This is a genomic window from Paraburkholderia sp. UCT70, assembly GCF_050434085.1.
Taxonomy (GTDB): domain Bacteria; phylum Pseudomonadota; class Gammaproteobacteria; order Burkholderiales; family Burkholderiaceae; genus Paraburkholderia; species Paraburkholderia tuberum.
The window spans coordinates 1,054,389-1,069,555 of the sequence record NZ_JBNPVZ010000003.1; the positions used below are offsets into that span (position 1 = coordinate 1,054,389).

13 protein-coding genes, 2 pseudogenes and 1 other annotated feature are annotated in these 15,167 nt (G+C 58.7%); of the genes and pseudogenes, 10 read left to right on the top strand and 5 right to left on the bottom strand.

Going from position 1 to position 15,167, the window contains the following annotated elements; all coding sequences use genetic code 11:
• Position 1: 1 nt before the first annotated feature.
• From OKW41_RS22800 to OKW41_RS22810, 3 genes are read right to left on the bottom strand one after another with little or no spacing between them, the layout of a single operon-like run.
• Complete coding sequence (locus OKW41_RS22800; protein WP_429574038.1) at positions 2-343, bottom strand: hypothetical protein; 342 nt, start codon at positions 341-343, stop codon at positions 2-4.
• A gap of 11 nt (positions 344-354) precedes the next feature.
• Entirely contained in the window at positions 355-1,398 is a 1,044-nt protein-coding gene (locus tag OKW41_RS22805; RefSeq protein ID WP_429574039.1) for an L-idonate 5-dehydrogenase, read from the bottom strand.
• Between the two features lie 58 nt (positions 1,399-1,456).
• On the bottom strand, positions 1,457-2,380 hold the full coding sequence (locus OKW41_RS22810; RefSeq protein WP_429574040.1) for a cyclase family protein: 924 nt from the start codon (positions 2,378-2,380) through the stop codon (positions 1,457-1,459).
• A 275-nt stretch (positions 2,381-2,655) separates the two neighbouring features.
• On the opposite strand from OKW41_RS22810, the gene OKW41_RS22815 reads away from it, so the two are divergent.
• The 5 genes and pseudogenes from OKW41_RS22815 to OKW41_RS22835 all read left to right on the top strand — a co-directional run.
• Positions 2,656-3,423, top strand: a complete 768-nt coding sequence (locus OKW41_RS22815) for a glucose 1-dehydrogenase (protein ID WP_429574041.1) — start codon at positions 2,656-2,658, stop codon at positions 3,421-3,423.
• An 11-nt stretch (positions 3,424-3,434) separates the two neighbouring features.
• The gene (locus OKW41_RS22820) at positions 3,435-4,382 is read left to right on the top strand and encodes a 2-hydroxyacid dehydrogenase (RefSeq protein WP_429574042.1); all 948 of its coding nucleotides are present in this window, start codon (positions 3,435-3,437) and stop codon (positions 4,380-4,382) included.
• Positions 4,383-4,689: 307 nt separating this feature from the next.
• The gene (locus OKW41_RS22825; RefSeq protein ID WP_429574043.1) at positions 4,690-5,442 is read left to right on the top strand and encodes a cytochrome b561 domain-containing protein; all 753 of its coding nucleotides are present in this window, start codon (positions 4,690-4,692) and stop codon (positions 5,440-5,442) included.
• Positions 5,443-5,469: 27 nt separating this feature from the next.
• Entirely contained in the window at positions 5,470-6,795 is a 1,326-nt protein-coding gene (locus OKW41_RS22830; protein WP_018420619.1) for an MFS transporter, read from the top strand.
• Positions 6,796-7,035: 240 nt separating this feature from the next.
• A pseudogene (locus OKW41_RS22835) lies at positions 7,036-7,395 on the top strand (aldo/keto reductase); the annotation flags it as partial.
• A 45-nt stretch (positions 7,396-7,440) separates the two neighbouring features.
• Here the strand turns inward: OKW41_RS22835 and OKW41_RS22840 are convergent.
• A complete protein-coding gene (locus tag OKW41_RS22840; RefSeq protein ID WP_429574044.1) occupies positions 7,441-8,139 on the bottom strand; it encodes an IS6 family transposase in 699 nt (232 codons plus the stop codon).
• 67 nt (positions 8,140-8,206) lie between these two features.
• Between OKW41_RS22840 and OKW41_RS22845 the strand changes: the two genes are divergently transcribed.
• The 4 genes and pseudogenes from OKW41_RS22845 to OKW41_RS22860 all read left to right on the top strand — a co-directional run.
• Entirely contained in the window at positions 8,207-8,602 is a 396-nt protein-coding gene (locus OKW41_RS22845; protein WP_429574045.1) for a TolC family protein, read from the top strand.
• A 15-nt stretch (positions 8,603-8,617) separates the two neighbouring features.
• Complete coding sequence (locus tag OKW41_RS22850) at positions 8,618-9,826, top strand: HlyD family efflux transporter periplasmic adaptor subunit (RefSeq protein WP_429574046.1); 1,209 nt, start codon at positions 8,618-8,620, stop codon at positions 9,824-9,826.
• Between the two features lie 13 nt (positions 9,827-9,839).
• On the top strand, positions 9,840-11,381 hold the full coding sequence (locus OKW41_RS22855; protein WP_429574047.1) for a DHA2 family efflux MFS transporter permease subunit: 1,542 nt from the start codon (positions 9,840-9,842) through the stop codon (positions 11,379-11,381).
• A 471-nt stretch (positions 11,382-11,852) separates the two neighbouring features.
• Positions 11,853-12,512, top strand: a pseudogene (locus tag OKW41_RS22860) (IS5 family transposase); the annotation flags it as partial.
• A gap of 54 nt (positions 12,513-12,566) precedes the next feature.
• Here the strand turns inward: OKW41_RS22860 and OKW41_RS22865 are convergent.
• Positions 12,567-13,754, bottom strand: coding sequence for an IS4 family transposase (locus tag OKW41_RS22865; protein WP_429574048.1), 1,188 nt, complete (start codon positions 13,752-13,754; stop codon positions 12,567-12,569).
• Between the two features lie 74 nt (positions 13,755-13,828).
• On the opposite strand from OKW41_RS22865, the gene OKW41_RS22870 reads away from it, so the two are divergent.
• Positions 13,829-15,066 (top strand): IS3 family transposase gene (locus tag OKW41_RS22870; RefSeq protein ID WP_429574049.1). Its coding sequence is split into 2 segments (ribosomal slippage): positions 13,829-14,132 and positions 14,132-15,066, totalling 1,239 coding nucleotides; the frame shifts between segments, so codons are not numbered across the junction.
• Positions 14,119-14,235, top strand: a sequence feature (AL1L pseudoknot). (Overlaps the previous gene by 117 nt.)
• Positions 15,067-15,167: the final 101 nt, after the last annotated feature.

Genomic DNA, 15,167 nt, shown 5'->3' on the forward strand with positions numbered 1-15,167 from the left:
GTTAGGCTCCCGGCTCAGTTGCGACAAAATTTCCATCGCTCATCAGGTGATAGAACCGGCCCTCAAACATTTCCAGGATCTCAAGGGTCACTGCGCGCGCCTGAGTGCGAATTGGCGATTCCAGTGCTGCTTTCACCGCGTCCATCGACGGGTAATCGATCTGCTGGATCATCACGATTGGCGCTGCATCCTGGTCAGCCTCTTCAATCCGAAGCAACCGAACGTTACTTGCATTCGGAAACTGCTTCCAAAGCGGTGCAAGGCGAGTCTGGATTTCAGAAAAAAATCGCTCCTCGCAACCATCCTTGATTTTGCCTTCGAAGATTGCCGTTCTCGTAATCATGCTACTGCCTTTCAGTTCAGTTCCAGGTGAAGTTTGACGACCTTCGTGCGGTCGCCTGCGAGTTCGAAAGCTGTCGTTGCGTCAGCCAATGGGTACGTTCCGGACAGAATCGGCGAAACGTCAATTGCGCCGGACACAATCAGATCCACCGCGAGGCGAAACTCTCCGTTGGCCCGGAAAGCACCCACCAGATCAATTTCGCGCGATTGCAGCATGTTCACGGGGATAGGCGTGGCGCCCGGGGGAAGCATGCCCAATTGCACAATTCGACCGCCGCGACGGACCATCTTGAACAGTGAAGCCAGCGCGGCGGGTGAACCTGACGCTTCGAAGGCAACATCGAAATACCCGCCGACTGACTCATATTGCTGAAGACCTTCCGGGTCTTGTGCAATGTTCACTGCGCGCGCTGCACCCATTTTCGTGCGGGCGACTTCAAGAGGAGGATCCTCGACATCGGTTGCTACGATTTCTGCAGCTCCCGCGTATTTTGCGGCGCGCATGGTCAAGAGCCCGATCGGGCCAGAGCCAGTGACAATCACTCGCTTCCCGACCAGATTCCCAGCGCGAGCGACCGCGTGCAATCCGACGGACAAGGGTTCGGCGCAAGAGAGCGCCAGAAGATCAGTGTTGTCGGGCACCGGAATAATTTGGTCCTCGCGCAGCACCAGGTGTTGTGCAAACCCACCTTGCACGTGAGGAAAGCGCCCGGCACTTCCCAGAAAATACATATTCGAACAAAGGTTCATGCGACCCTGGCGGCAATATTCGCATTCGAGGCAAGGGCGGCTAGGATCCAGAGCCGCCTTCGTGCCCGGCTTGAGCCCCTTCACGTCCGCTCCGACTTCAACCACAACCCCGGAGATTTCGTGCCCCAAAGTCAATGGTTCACGAACGGCGAAGTCACCCACCGCACCGCGATGGAAGTAGTGCATATCCGACCCGCAAATCCCCCCGAACGCAACTCGTGCGCGCACCTCATTCGGTGCAAGCACACGATCTTCCACGTCCTCAATCCGGAGATCTTTCTTTCCGTGGCACACGGCAGCAAGCATAATTAATTCCTTTCACGTTCAGTTAGCGATGCGTCAAGAATGTCGCAACACAAATGGATCAACACAGGGCAAGCGGATTGATTGGGCTACCGGTGCCGCCGGTGATCGGTAGAGGCGCGGCCATGAATAGGAACTCATAGACCTTGTCGTGAGCCAACTCGTCCAACACAACGAGTTCCATCAAAAAGCAGCCAAAGTCGCGGATGAGACGCTTGTGAACAGGGCCAATAAAGCCTGTTTCACTCGGATGAACCTCAACTGCGAAATTGTCCATCCCGATACCCGCTACGCGCTTCGCACCGACCCATTCTCCGGCGGCGATGCCCAAACCAGGATTGGAACTCCAGAAGGCGCGCGGATTGTCGTCCTTATACGTTCCCAACCAGCCGGTACGGACAAGCAGAATGTCGCCCTCTCCAACTTCTGTACCTTGGCTTTTCGCACACATTTCAAGTTCTTCGGGCGTAATCACATGGGTCGGCGCAAGATGCTCGACGCCCAAATAGCCTGCAACATCCAGCAGCACGCCACGCCCCGTGAGGTGCTTGAGTTTCTCAATCCCAAGTCTGGCAGCGCCGTTACTGCGAACGCTACTGGCGGGAAACCCGTTGAAAAGCGCGTCGTCGTACCAAACATGCCCAAGACCGTCAATGTGCGTCCCGGTTTGCGTATGCATGGCGAAATAGTCGTCAGCCGTACAAAAACCACCTTCGATTTCGAATCCAGCCGCGAAGTCGCCAGCGTCGATCGACATCAGATGCACTGGCACGCCACGCTCCGGATTAACCGGGAGCCCCTCGGGCTGCAGCGGAAGCGCAAGGCTGTAGGCGCGACCAGTGCGAACCAACTGAGCCGCAGCAGCCAACTTCTCAGCCGTCGCGAAGTTCGCAGCGCCACGTTCGTCATCGCGCCCCCACCGCCCCCAGTTTTCCTTCCCCTCGCCGCTCCCAGCCGAGGGAGCATGGCCATGATTGCTGCACATATTCGAAACCTCTTTCAGTCAGAGTCTGCGCGCGGCTCGCGCACAGGGGTAAGTCGCGTACGTGGCACCCCCAAGTCCAAAACATCATTTCATGGGACCGTGCACATAATAGTAGCTCAGAGTCCGCAATAGGACTGTGCGGGTTTTCCCCTAAGCCTATCCAGCAAGGATTTGCGGCCATTTTGCGAAATCCTATTTGCTATGTGATCGGTCACATGATACAAACACACTCATGGGAGTCAAGGTGAAGTTTCAGCATCCATGGAGAGATATAAGTGACACATCAAGAACTTTTTGATCTGAGCGGGAAGACCGCGCTGATAACAGGCGCATCAAGAGGTATTGGCTTTGCAATCGCAGACGCACTCTCGGCAGCGGGCGCCCAAGTGGTTTTGAATGGTCGGTCGGTGGAAGCATTGAATACAGCCGCCGACCAGCTTCGTGAGCTTGGACGACAGGTCGATACAGCTTCATTTGACGTCACGGACGCTGCAAGCATCAAGCAGGCCATCGACAAAGTCGAGGAAAAAGGGCCAATTGACATTCTCGTCAACAACGCAGGTATTCAGCGCCGAAAGCCACTTGAAGACTTCGACGACAACGATTGGCGCGAATTGATGAGCACCAATCTCGACAGCGTCTATCTTGTGAGCAAGGCGGTCGCGAGGCACATGATTGCCCGCAAGCACGGGAAGATCATCAACATCGGCAGCGTCCAGTGTGAGCTTGCCCGGCCCGGCATTGCTCCATACACCGCCTCCAAGGGCGCGGTAAAGAATCTGACGAAAGGCATGTGCGCTGACTGGGCACAGTACGGCCTGCAGATCAACGCGATCGGTCCTGGTTACTTCGCGACGCCACTGAACAAGGCTCTGTATGAAGATCCCGTCTTCGACGAATGGCTCAAGAAGCGCACGCCTGCACGCCGGTGGGGAAAGCTTGAGGACCTCCACGGTGCAGCCGTCTTCCTTGCGTCGCCCGCATCTAACTTCGTAAACGGGCAAACCCTCTATGTCGACGGCGGCATTCTCTCCGTCATCTAACGGTAAATAACATGAGCGAAAGCAAGACTCTCACGCTTCAGCTGTGCCCTTTCTCTGAATACCTCGAGGCCGGGCTGAACAAGCATCTTCAAATCGTGCGCTGGTTCGAATTGGACGATCAGGCACAGAACCAATGGCTGGAAGAGAATGCTGCGCGCGTGCGCGCGGTGGCGACTGGTGGGCACATCGGCTGCCCCAGTGACCTGATGCTCAGACTCCCATCGTTGGGCATCGTAGCTATCAATGGGGTCGGCTTCGACAAAGTGGACCTGAACCTGGCAAAAGCACGCGGTGTTCATGTTACAAATACTCCTGATGTATTAACGGACGATGTCGCGGATCTCGCCGTCGGGCTGATCATCTCCCTCCTTCGCGAAATCCCGGCAGCTCACGCTCACGTATGCGCTGGAGAATGGCCAAACGGAGACGTTCGGCTCGCGCGGAAGGTCACCGGGCGTCGCTTCGGAATCGTCGGCCTCGGCAGAATCGGAACAGCCATCGCTTCTCGTCTGAAGGCCTTTGGCCCGATTTGCTATACGGACATTGAGCGGAAAGACGTGCCATACGAGTTCCATGCCGACCTCAATTCGCTCGCCCGGGCAAGTGACGTTCTGCTCCTGGCGAGCTCCGCAAATGCGTCGACGCGCCATCTGATCAAAGCCGATACGTATTCGGCGCTAGGTAACAGTGGTTATCTCGTAAACGTTGCGCGCGGTTCTCTGGTCGACGAGCAGGCGCTGATTGAGGCGCTCAATGCAGGGACCATTGCTGGCGCGGCGCTCGACGTGTTTGAGCACGAGCCGAACATTCCGGAAGCGCTGCTTAAGCATCCTGGGGTTGTTCTCACCCCACACGTTGCAAGCGCGACCGTAGAGACCAGAACGCGAATGGCAGACATCGTCCTCGGAAACCTTGAGGCCTATGTCGGGCAAAGACCGCTACTCACTGCCCTCGTGTAGCCTGCCATTAGCACAGCGCACCGTCGCTTCGGATTCCGGAGCCGGCCGCGTTTCGGTGTGCCTGCGCCACTGCGTTGAGCGGCGATATGCACGCGCACATCGCTGACCAAATTTTCGATTCCATCCAGCAATAGGCAAAAACGGCTCAAGACAACGGACTAGAGGTTTTCACGGGTTGTATGCCGGGGATGTGCAAACTACGATGTGACCGTTCACATCGAGAAATGGAACGATGATTTCTCAAGTGGACTGAGTGCCATTCGACCCCTGGAACCCGACCGGAAACGCCTCTTAAATCGGAAGCAACGTGAGCGCTGAAGAATTTTCCCTAGTCACTTGGCTGATGGCCCCGCTAAGCGGGGCCGGTGAGCATCATCTGCCAATGTGGGCTGCCTGGCACGGACGAGGAATGGTGCTGGCATGGGGAATCTTGATACCGTTGGGAGTACTCATCGCCCGGTACTTCAAGATCACCCCACGACAGGTCTGGCCCGAGGAGCTCGACAACAAATTTTGGTGGCGCTGGCATCGCCGGCTCCAATACGTCGGGACGTTTATTGCCGTTTGCGCGCTCGTGATTGTCATCCAATACGCCCGGCAAGCGACCGCTATCGCTCATATTCACGGATTGCTCGGCTGGGCCACGATGTTGCTAGCAGCGACGCAAATTGCGTCCGGCGTCCTGCGAGGCACCAAGGGCGGACCGACCGGTGAACTCGCGGCGGAAGGCAGCTACCGCGGAGATCACTATGACATGACCCGTCGGCGGATCGTTTTTGAGTATGTGCACAAGTTCGGTGGCGTCCTTGCGCTACTTATCGCCGGGTCAGCAATCGTCATAGGGCTCTTCGTAGCTGATGCGCCGCGCTGGATGCTGATCATCATTCTCCTGTGGTGGTGCTTATTGGGCGTCGCCGCAGGTGCCTTGCAGATGAGTGGGCGCTGCATCGATACGTATCAAGCTATCTGGGGTCCCGATCCGCTGCATCCTGGAAACAAGATCAAGGTAATTGGCATCGGCGTGCGCCGCGTAGGTGCGAAAGATAACCCACATCACTAGAGCGACAGCTCTTGGAGGAGATAAGCAATGACGATCGAAGACAGCACAATGCGCAAGCTTATGCGCCGCGTAGTTCCAGTCCTGGGAATTGGCGCCGTATTTCAGGCGTTTAGCCAGTTAAACGTCGCTTTCGCGGGCGTTGAAATGACGCGGGACCTCGGACTCACGAACACACAGTTTGGATTTGGTTCCGGGATCTTCTTCCTGTCCTATCTGCTGTTGGGAGTACCGGCCAACATAATGCTCCTGAAGGTCGGAGCAAAACGGTGGATTGCGCTTGCGATGTTTGCATGGGGACTTCTGTGTGCCTCCCTTGCACTCACCAGGGGACCTACCAGCTTCTATGTCCTGCGCCTACTGCTCGGAGCGGCCGAAGCGGGCTTCATCCCCGGTATCCTCTACATCGCCGGGAACTGGTTCCCCGAGCAGTATCGGGGGAGAGTACTGAGCCTCCTCCTCGTCTGCAACCCCATTTCCGCGACTCTCGGCGGACAGATTTCGGGCTGGTTGCTCGAAATGAATGGGGTACTCGGCCTTGCAGGTTGGCAGTGGGTTTTCATCGTTGAGGGACTACCCGCCTCGGTTCTCGCCCTGTTCGTGATTTGGGTACTCCCGGCTCGTATCGAAGAAGCGCCATGGCTCACGAACGACGAACGCGACTGGCTCGCAGCAAAATTGGAATCAGAACACGGCGCACAGTCGGAGGTGACGTTTTCGATGGCAGCACTAGTCGATCCCCGAGTCATTGTGTTTGCGCTCATCTTCTTCGGTGCCTCCTGCCTGCCGTTCGGCCTGATCTTCTTTCTGCCGAAAATCATTCAGACTTTTGGTGTTAGCGGGCCCGTCGCCTCGATGCTCGCGAGTGCTCCCTTCGCAACTGGAGGTGTGCTGATGCTTCTTTGGGGCAGAAGTTCCGATCGAACCGGCGAGCGCCTTTATCATGCACTCGCCGCCCTCGGTGTCGCGTTGCTCGGCAGCGTCCTTTATCTGGTCACCAGCAACGCTGTGTCAGGCTTGATCGGTCTCTGTCTGACGCTTGGAGGGATTTTTGCCTTTCTGCCAATCTTCTGGACGCTACCGAATCGGATGCTCAATGGCGCTATCGCTGCGATGGGCATTGCGGTGATCAATGGTATGGGCGGAGTGGCCGGCATCACCGCTCCGACTTTGATGGGTTGGCTGAAGGACATGACAGGCCATTACGAATCCGGTCTTGTCTGCGTCGTCCTGACAGCAACGGCCGCCGGCGTTCTCCTTTATCTTTATGGCCGTCATCACGGATTGCACAAGCGCGTTGGCGAAAATACGAAAGGAGCTCAGGCCCCCGCTACCCCGACGATGCGTGAGCTTTGAGGAAAATTGGCTCGGCGGAGGTCTCAGACCTCCGTCGAACCACCGTGACGACGAGCAATCGGCCCGACACAGTCCGACTGCCCTGTCACGAACCTGTCGTTCCATCGAACTCAGCCACAACGCCGTGCAACAACCCCGACCATAGTGGGCCATGTCTGCAACGACAACCGGCCGCATAATCAAGCGTTCCCACTCGATAAAGGTCTGTAAGGACCATATTGTCCACATGTAGGAGCACAAATGACCAGCATTCCTTCCTTCGGTCTTGGTACGTTTCGCCTGCAAGATCAGATCGTTATTAATTCAGTCCTCGACGGACTCGAACTGGGATATCGTTCGATCGACACTGCACAGCGTTATGGTAACGAGGCAGAAATAGGAACGGCAATCGCGGAATCAGGCGTCCCACGCGAGGACATCTTTCTGACCACCAAGGTCTGGGTCGAAAACTACTCGAAAGATAGACTTGCTGACAGCCTCGAAGAGAGTCTTCTGCGACTACGTACAAACTACCTCGACCTAACACTAATTCATTGTCCTGCCCCAAATTGTGGAGTGCCACTTGAGGACTATATGATCGCTCTCGTGGGTTCTGTCGCAATAAGAAAAAGTGCGTTGAACAATGGCCCGCATGATTAGGACCACTTATACCGCTAACGAGTAGAACTGCTCCGCGGGAGTCTGTCCGATGCCGCAGTCTTTCATCTGCCCTTTGGCGATCATATGCATAAGTTCAATGCCGCTTAACAAGATGCGCGCACAACGAAATATCTTGAATCCCAACATGGGTCGGGTACGGCGCTTTATCGCCCGATGGTCTTGTTCCACGATGTTGTTGAGATACTTGACCTGGCGGATCGTGATGGGCGTCTCACGCTCGGCGTTCACGGCGTGCAGCCCGGCCAGATTGGCACCGCTTTTATCGATGGTTACGGTTTCGGGCACGCCATTCTGATCGATGGCCTTCTCGAAGTACCGTCGGGCCGCTTCCTTGTCCCGCCTGGCTCGCAGCAGAAAGTCAACCGTGTTGCCGGCCTTGTCGACGGCGCGGTACAGATAGGTCCATTGCCCCTTGACTTTGATGTAGGTCTCGTCGACACGCCAGCTCTTGCCGACCGGGCGCTTGCAGCGGCGGAACGCCTTTTCAAGCACCGGCAGAAGCTTGATGGCCCACCGGTGAACGGTCGAATGATCGACCGCGATCCCCCGTTCAGCCATCATCTCCTCGAGATTGCGCAAGCTCAGCGGGTAGGCCACGTACCAACGCACGCACACCAACATGATCTCAAGCGGATAGTGCAACCGCTTCAGCACCTTGGCTACCGCCGGACTGAGCGCTTTCATTGTCGTTCACATCATTCTGTAAGGTCCCCCAGCATACCAGCCGCTGCTATTGCGACGGAACCGACGTTTGCGCGGACAGTTGCGCGGCGCACGGGCGACTTACGAAGAGGCGGTCGCGAACTACGACGAAACGCTGACGAAGGCGCTGCACGACGTTGCCGACGTTGCAGTGAGCGAACGCGCGCTGACCGGGCGGCTGCAAGCGACACAGGCGTCATACGATGCGGCCGCCCAGGCGCATCAGCTCGCGCTTGAACGATATCAGGGCGGCCTGTCCACCTATCTCGACGTACTGAGCGCCGCCGACACCCTGACGGCCGCGCAGCGTCAGCTCGCCGACATCCGGTCACGGACGTTCTCGCTCGACGTCTCGCTCGTGCGCGCACTTGGCGGCGGCTATCAGGCCGACACGCCGACTGCGACGGACGCAAGGACCGCAGCGAACCCGAACAAGCAAAGCTGATTCAAGGATCTGATCATGTCTCAAAGCCAATCTGTCACGGTCGATCGGTCGCTCGCGCCTGCTCAGCCCGCCCATCCCGGCTCTCCCGTTGATGCCGCCGACACGGCCGGCTCGCCTGGCGCTCGCCGCAAGAAGTTGTTCGCGCTGCTCGGTGGCGTCATCGTCGTGGCCGGTCTTGCCTATGCAGGTTACTGGCATTTCATCGGCTCGCGTTATGTGTCGACCGATAACGCCTACACCGCAGCCGAAGACGCGTCGATCACGCCGGACGTGAGCGGCATCGTGACGAGCGTCGAAGTGGTCGATACGCAGCACGTTCACAAGGGCGATGTGCTGGTCGTGATCGACGACACGGATACGAAACTTGCGCTCGCGCAGGCGGAAGCGCAAGTCGGGCTCGCCGAACGCAAGGTGCGCGGCTACCTCGCCGTCGACGCCGAACTGAATGCGCAGGTCGACGCGCGCATCGCCGACGAAGCCCGCATGGCTGCGCAGCTTGCGTCGGCGCAGGCCGACTTTGATCGCGCGACGATCGATCTGAAGCGTCGCGACGCGCTCGCGCATTCGGGCTCGGTTTCCGGTGAAGAACTCACTAACGCGCAGAGCGCGTTTGCCAGCGCCCAGGCGGCGCTGGCCGCGGCCCGCGCTTCGGAATTGCAGGCCAAAGCGAGCCACGCAGCCGCAATCGGTTCGCTCGACGCGAACAAGGCGCTGGTTGCCGACACAACGGTCGACACCAACCCGGAGGTGCTGCTGGCCCGCGCCAAACGCGATCAGGCCCGCGTCGACCTCGAACGCACGGTCCTGCGTGCGCCGTTTGACGGCGTCGTCGCGAGCCGCCAGGTTCAGGTGGGCCAGCGTGTTCAGCCCGGCGCGTCCCTGATGGCGGTCGTGCCGTTGGATGCCGTTCACGTCGACGCGAATTACAAGGAGATTCAGCTCGACAATGTGCGGATCGGTCAACCGGTCGAACTGACCTCCGATCTGTACGGCAGCAAGGTCGTGTATCACGGCAAGGTCGCAGGCCTCGCAGGCGGCGCCGGATCGGCGTTCGCGATGATTCCCGCGCAGAACGCAACCGGCAACTGGATCAAGGTGGTCCAGCGTTTGCCGGTGCGCATCGCGATCGATCCGGCCGACCTGCGCGCGCATCCGCTAGGCATCGGCCTGTCGATGGAAGCTACGGTCGACACGCTCGGCAGCGACGCCACGCCTGCAAGCTGACGCGGAGCTCACCATGTCTTCCAGTCAAACACGGGATATCCCACTGCCGCCGCTCTCCGGTGGCATGCTGATCGCCGCGGCGTTGTTGCTGGCTGCGGCCAACTTCGTCGCGGTGCTGGACACGACCATCGCCAACGTGTCGGTGCCGACCATTGCCGGCGCGCTGGGCGCATCGTCCAGCCAAGGTACGTACGTGATCACGTCCTACTCGGTCGCCGAAGCGATCACCGTGCCGCTGACCGGCTGGCTCGCCAGCCGCTTCGGAACGGTGCGTGTGTTCATCACTGCGCTGGTTATGTTCGGACTGTGTTCGGCGCTGTGCGGGATGGCGAGTTCGCTCGGCATGCTTGTGATGTTCCGCGTGTTTCAGGGGATGGCAGGCGGTCCGCTAATGCCGCTGTCGCAAACCCTGCTGTTGCGCATCTTCCCGAAGGAAAAGGCAGCCACCGCGCTCGGCCTGTGGAGTATGACGACGCTGATCGCACCGGTGCTGGGTCCCATCCTGGGCGGCGTGATCTGTGACCAGCTGCATTGGGCCTACATCTTCTATATCAACGTTCCTGTCACGTTGATCTGCGGGTTTCTCGGCTGGCGTCTGCTCAAGCGTTACGAAACCACGTTGACGCGGGTGCGGATCGACGCTGTGGGTCTCGCGCTGCTGGTCGTCTGGGTCGCGGCGCTGCAGATCCTGCTTGATGAAGGCAAGGACCGCGACTGGTTCGGCTCTCCCGAAATCTGCATCCTGGCGATCATCGCGGTGATTGGCTTCGCCGCTTTCATGATCTGGGAATTGACGGAGCGCAACCCCGTCGTCGATCTGCGGGTGTTCCGCCATCGTGGCTTTAGTGCGAGTGTGATCACGATTACGCTGGCGTTTGGCGCGTTTTTCGGCGCGACCGTGCTCACGCCACTGTGGTTGCAGAACTATATGGGTTACACGGCGACCTGGGCCGGCTGGGCGACGGCGACGACGGGCGTCCTTGCGGTTCTTGTGGCGCCGCTTGCGGCAAATCTGTCGTCGAAGTTCGACGGACGCTGGCTGGTGTTCGCCGGGGTGATGTGGCTCGGTGCGATTACGCTGGCCCGCACGCATGCGGACACCGACATGACATTCTGGCAGGTGGCGTTGCCGCTGTTGCTGCAAGGGATCGGCTTGCCGTTATTCTTCGTGCCGCTGACGGGGCTCGCGTTGAGCAGTGTCGACGAACCCGAAACGGCTTCGGCTGCGGGGCTGATGAGCTTTTGCCGGACCTTCGGCGCGGCGATTGCCACGTCATTGGTCAATACGGCGTGGGAGAACAAGACTAAGTACAACCGCGCGGAACTGGCGGGCCTCGTCGATCAGGGCGGCCACTATGCGACCACGCTGACGAATTCCGGATGGAGCGCACATCAAGCGCAAGATCGGATCAGCGACATCGTCCAGACGCAAGCCGTGATGCTCGCGACCAACCAGCTCTTCATGATTATTGGGTGCTGCTTCGTGTTCGCGGCGCTGGCGGTCTGGCTCGCACCCAAACCCTCCCGGGTTGCCGATACGTCGCACGCGCATTGATCTCTTGCGAGGTCGCCCCGCCCGTTCGGACAGCCTTTATGGAATTCGAAGTGGGGACTGCAGGAGGTCATGCTCCCGCCTGCTATTAACGTGGGCCCGGACATAGCTCCTGTCCGTTTCCGTGTCGGCCAGTCGGCCATGGTGGCCACCCTTTTTCAAGAGTTCTCCTTGACATCCCCCCTTAAGTTTGTCGGCATCGCGGGTAGCCGTAAGCAACACTACTACGGGATAATCCGCCCCCTTTCATGTGCATCGGTACTTTCCCCCTTCGTGGGTCCCACTTATAAGGTTTTGACGCCTGCTCCTGCAAGCCGACTTCGGGAGGCCTACTCCCATCTTCAGTACAGCACGGCGTTGTTGCAAAAATCGGAGCGCTTCGCGGTGGATTGACGCTTACGTACAACGCTCGGGTTGACCAGGATGTTAACTTCGCGTCGAACTGCGTAGATTCTCGATTTTTTCCCCGAGAAGATGCGCAAGGACGAACGCAAGGCAAGCGAGCCCAAAGGGGTGTACCGCGTCAGGAACTGGCGGGAATACAACACGGGCTTGATTGCGAGAGGTGACGTGACCATGTGGATTGATGAAAGCGTACTGACGCAGGTATCCGAGGCTGGCCCGACCAGGCGCGGCCGACCGCGTGTCTACAGTGATGCGGCGATCCAGATGCTGCTCGGCCTCAAGCAGGTTTTTCATCTGCCGCTGCGCGCTCTGCAGGGCTTCGCGTTCAGTCTGGGCAAACTCGCCTACCCGGGCTTGCCGGTGCCGAACTACACGACCTTGAGCCGTCGCGCACAGACCCTGAAGGTTGTACTGCCAACGCAGCGCCCCAATGCCCCCTTGCATCTGGTGATCGATAGCACTGGACTGAAGGTGTACGGCGAAGGTGAGTGGAAGGTGCGCAAGCACGGCTATTCGAAGCGCCGGACATGGCGCAAGGTACATCTTGCGATGGACGCGAACACCGGCCAGATATGCGCCGCGTTGATGACTCATCAGGACGAAGGCGATGGCGAAGTGTTGCCTGATCTGCTCGACCAGATTCCGGCTGACGTGGTGATCGATACCATCGGTGGCGATGGCGCCTACGACACCAAGCTGTGCCACGCGCAGATCGCCGCGCGCGGCGCGATCTGAACCGCCCCGGGTTTCCCCTCAGGATTACCCACAAGTAATGTGATGGTGCTATTCGTTTTGCCTGAATATTCGGTACATCATCGTGATTTCGTGCAGGACAAGAAATCCACGCCAGATGACGGTAGGACCAGGTGGACGATCATGCTTTCGAGCGAGATATCCGCCGAGTCTGGCGATCCACAAGATGACCTGCGCGAGTGACGGCGGTTTATCAGGTATTTCGGTACTGCCATGCGTACGACAGTAGAGGGCTCGCCACTCGATTGGCTGCAGCAATACTTCGCATGGCAGGTTGCCATCAAGCCTGGCAAGCAACATGGAGTACAGGATCCTCCAGCTTACGACGGCGAACAATGCGGTGGCGCGGACGAATCGATCGAGATTGCCAAATTGGCGGGCTTCAATGCGACAGCCACTTTTAAGCACACGATGCCACGATTCAATCGTCCATCGGCGCGCATACCATGCAAGACGCTCGAGGGCCTCTGCGTGTGTTTGCGTAGGCACCGAAGTCAGTAGAAGCCATTCCAATGGCTCTGCTCCTTCGTCTAAGTTCGTTTCCTGTGCATGAATTGCAAACACTTCAATTTCGGGAAGCTTCTCGCGACGACGATTTTGCGGCGGACGAAGGCGTACGGGCATGCAGCGCACAACCAGCCGTGCGGTGCGTGCCTGGCGGTTTTCGCGTGCAGGCACCTGCAGTTGCGCCTCTCCAAGCACTGGCGAGGCCAGCACGGTTTCCCACAAATATCGATCGGGGTGAGCAACGCGTCGGTTCCACGACGCGCGCACCAACCAGTCGACACCGGCAGGCCGCTGCGCCAGGAACACGTCATAGACATCGCCTTCACGGTCGCTCACGCCGATGACATGCGTGCACGGACAGTGCGTCTTGAGTACGCCCAGTTGCTCGATGCCTTCGAGCCATTTCGCGCTCTCTTTCTGTTGTACGGTTCGTTGCCCACGCAGATGTTTCTTGCCCAACTCCTCGTGCCTGCGTATCCAGGTCTTCATCCCGATCACCCCGAGTGGCAGCCCCTCTGGCGTGAGCGCAAGCAGACTGTGTATCAGGAAACCACGCACATGTGGATCGGAGCCATATCCCAGACCTTCGGTTGCCCGCAGATGAGACAAATTGAACTCGGTGGTGTCCTGAACAGCAAGGACGACTGGCACCTGTTGCATACGACACAGCGTTTGACCGATGTGCCCACCCAGCACGCCATCGACATCCACGTGCGGGTTGTCGAAAAAACGATATGAACCGGCCCGGGATTTCCGGAGGCTCCACTTCTTGAGAAAATGGAGCTATGGAAAACACCAAGAAGAAGTCCCCAAGGTACTCGCCGGAAGTTCGTGAGCGGGCTGTGCGAATGGTGCTGGAACACCAGGGCGACCGCGAATCGCAATGGAAAGTGATCGCGTCGATCGCAGCGAAATTTGGCTGCTCGGGTGAAACGCTGCGTAGCTGGGTGCGCAAGGAAGAGCGGGATCGGGGTTTGCGCCCGGGCACAAGCACGCAGGAGCAGGATCGGCTCAAGGAACTGGAGCGGGAGAACCGTGAGCTGCGCCAGGTTAATGAAATCCTGCGCAAGGCGTCAGCATATTTCGCACAGGCGGAGCTCGACCGCCGACCGAAGTGATGATCACGTTCATCGATGATCACCGGCACGTCTACGGGGTCGAGCCGATCTGCAGGGTGCTGCCAATTGCCCCGTCGACGTACTACACGCATGTGGCCCGCCGCGTCAATCCAGGCATGGTGCCGCCGCGGGCCCAGCGCGACAGGATGCTCAAGGATGAGATCCGGCGCGTGTGGGAAGAAAATTTCCAGGTGTATGGCGCAGACAAGGTCTGGACGCAATTGAAGCGGGAAGGCATTGTCGCGGCGCGCTGCACGGTCGAGCGGCTGATGAAGCAGATGGGCCTGCGCGGTGTGGTGCGGGGCAAGACGGTACGCACGACAGTGAGCGATGGTTCGACGCCGTGCCCGAAGGATCTCGTGAACCGGCAATTCACCGCCGAACGGCCCAATGCGCTGTGGGTGTCAGATTTTACCTATGTATCGAGCTGGCAGGGCTTCGTCTATGTCGCGTTCATCATTGACGTGTTCGCCCGACGCATTGTCGGCTGGCGTGTGTCGAGCTCGGCGCGCACGGACTTCGTTCTGGACGCACTGGAGCAGGCCTTGTACGAGCGACAGCCGGCGCAGCAGGACGGGTTGATACATCACAGCGACCGCGGCGTGCAATACGTATCGATCCGCTATACGGATCGGCTGGTCGAGGCTGGCATTGAGCCGTCAGTGGGCAGCGTGGGCGACTCCTACGATAACGCACTGGCGGAAACGATCAACGGCTTGTACAAGGCAGAGGTGATCCATCGCCTCGGACCATGGCGCAATCCGCAGGCCGTTGAAATTGCGACGCTCGAATGGGTCGACTGGTTCAACAATCGTCGGCTCTTCGGCCCCATCGGCAACATTCCACCTGCTGAGGCAGAAGCCGCTTATTATTCAAAACTCGCTGGGTCCGCCATCGCGGCGTGACTCAAGCAAAACAGCCTCCGGGAAACCCCTCAGGATTACCCATAAGTCGCTCGCGACTGTGCGATTGAAGGGCGATGGCTTGTAAACGGTGACGACCGATG

Bases quoted from the DNA above. Each gene is read 5' to 3' on its own strand.
- OKW41_RS22820 (WP_429574042.1), top strand. From the start codon at position 3,435: ATGAGCGAAAGCAAGACTCTCACGCTTCAGCTGTGCCCTTTCTCTGAA.
- OKW41_RS22850 (WP_429574046.1), top strand. From the start codon at position 8,618: ATGTCTCAAAGCCAATCTGTCACGGTCGATCGGTCGCTCGCGCCTGCT.
- OKW41_RS22840 (WP_429574044.1), bottom strand. From the start codon at position 8,139: ATGAAAGCGCTCAGTCCGGCGGTAGCCAAGGTGCTGAAGCGGTTGCAC.
- OKW41_RS22800 (WP_429574038.1), bottom strand. From the start codon at position 343: ATGATTACGAGAACGGCAATCTTCGAAGGCAAAATCAAGGATGGTTGC.
- OKW41_RS22805 (WP_429574039.1), bottom strand. From the start codon at position 1,398: ATGCTTGCTGCCGTGTGCCACGGAAAGAAAGATCTCCGGATTGAGGAC.
- OKW41_RS22855 (WP_429574047.1), top strand. From the start codon at position 9,840: ATGTCTTCCAGTCAAACACGGGATATCCCACTGCCGCCGCTCTCCGGT.
- OKW41_RS22830 (WP_018420619.1), top strand. From the start codon at position 5,470: ATGACGATCGAAGACAGCACAATGCGCAAGCTTATGCGCCGCGTAGTT.
- OKW41_RS22810 (WP_429574040.1), bottom strand. From the start codon at position 2,380: ATGTGCAGCAATCATGGCCATGCTCCCTCGGCTGGGAGCGGCGAGGGG.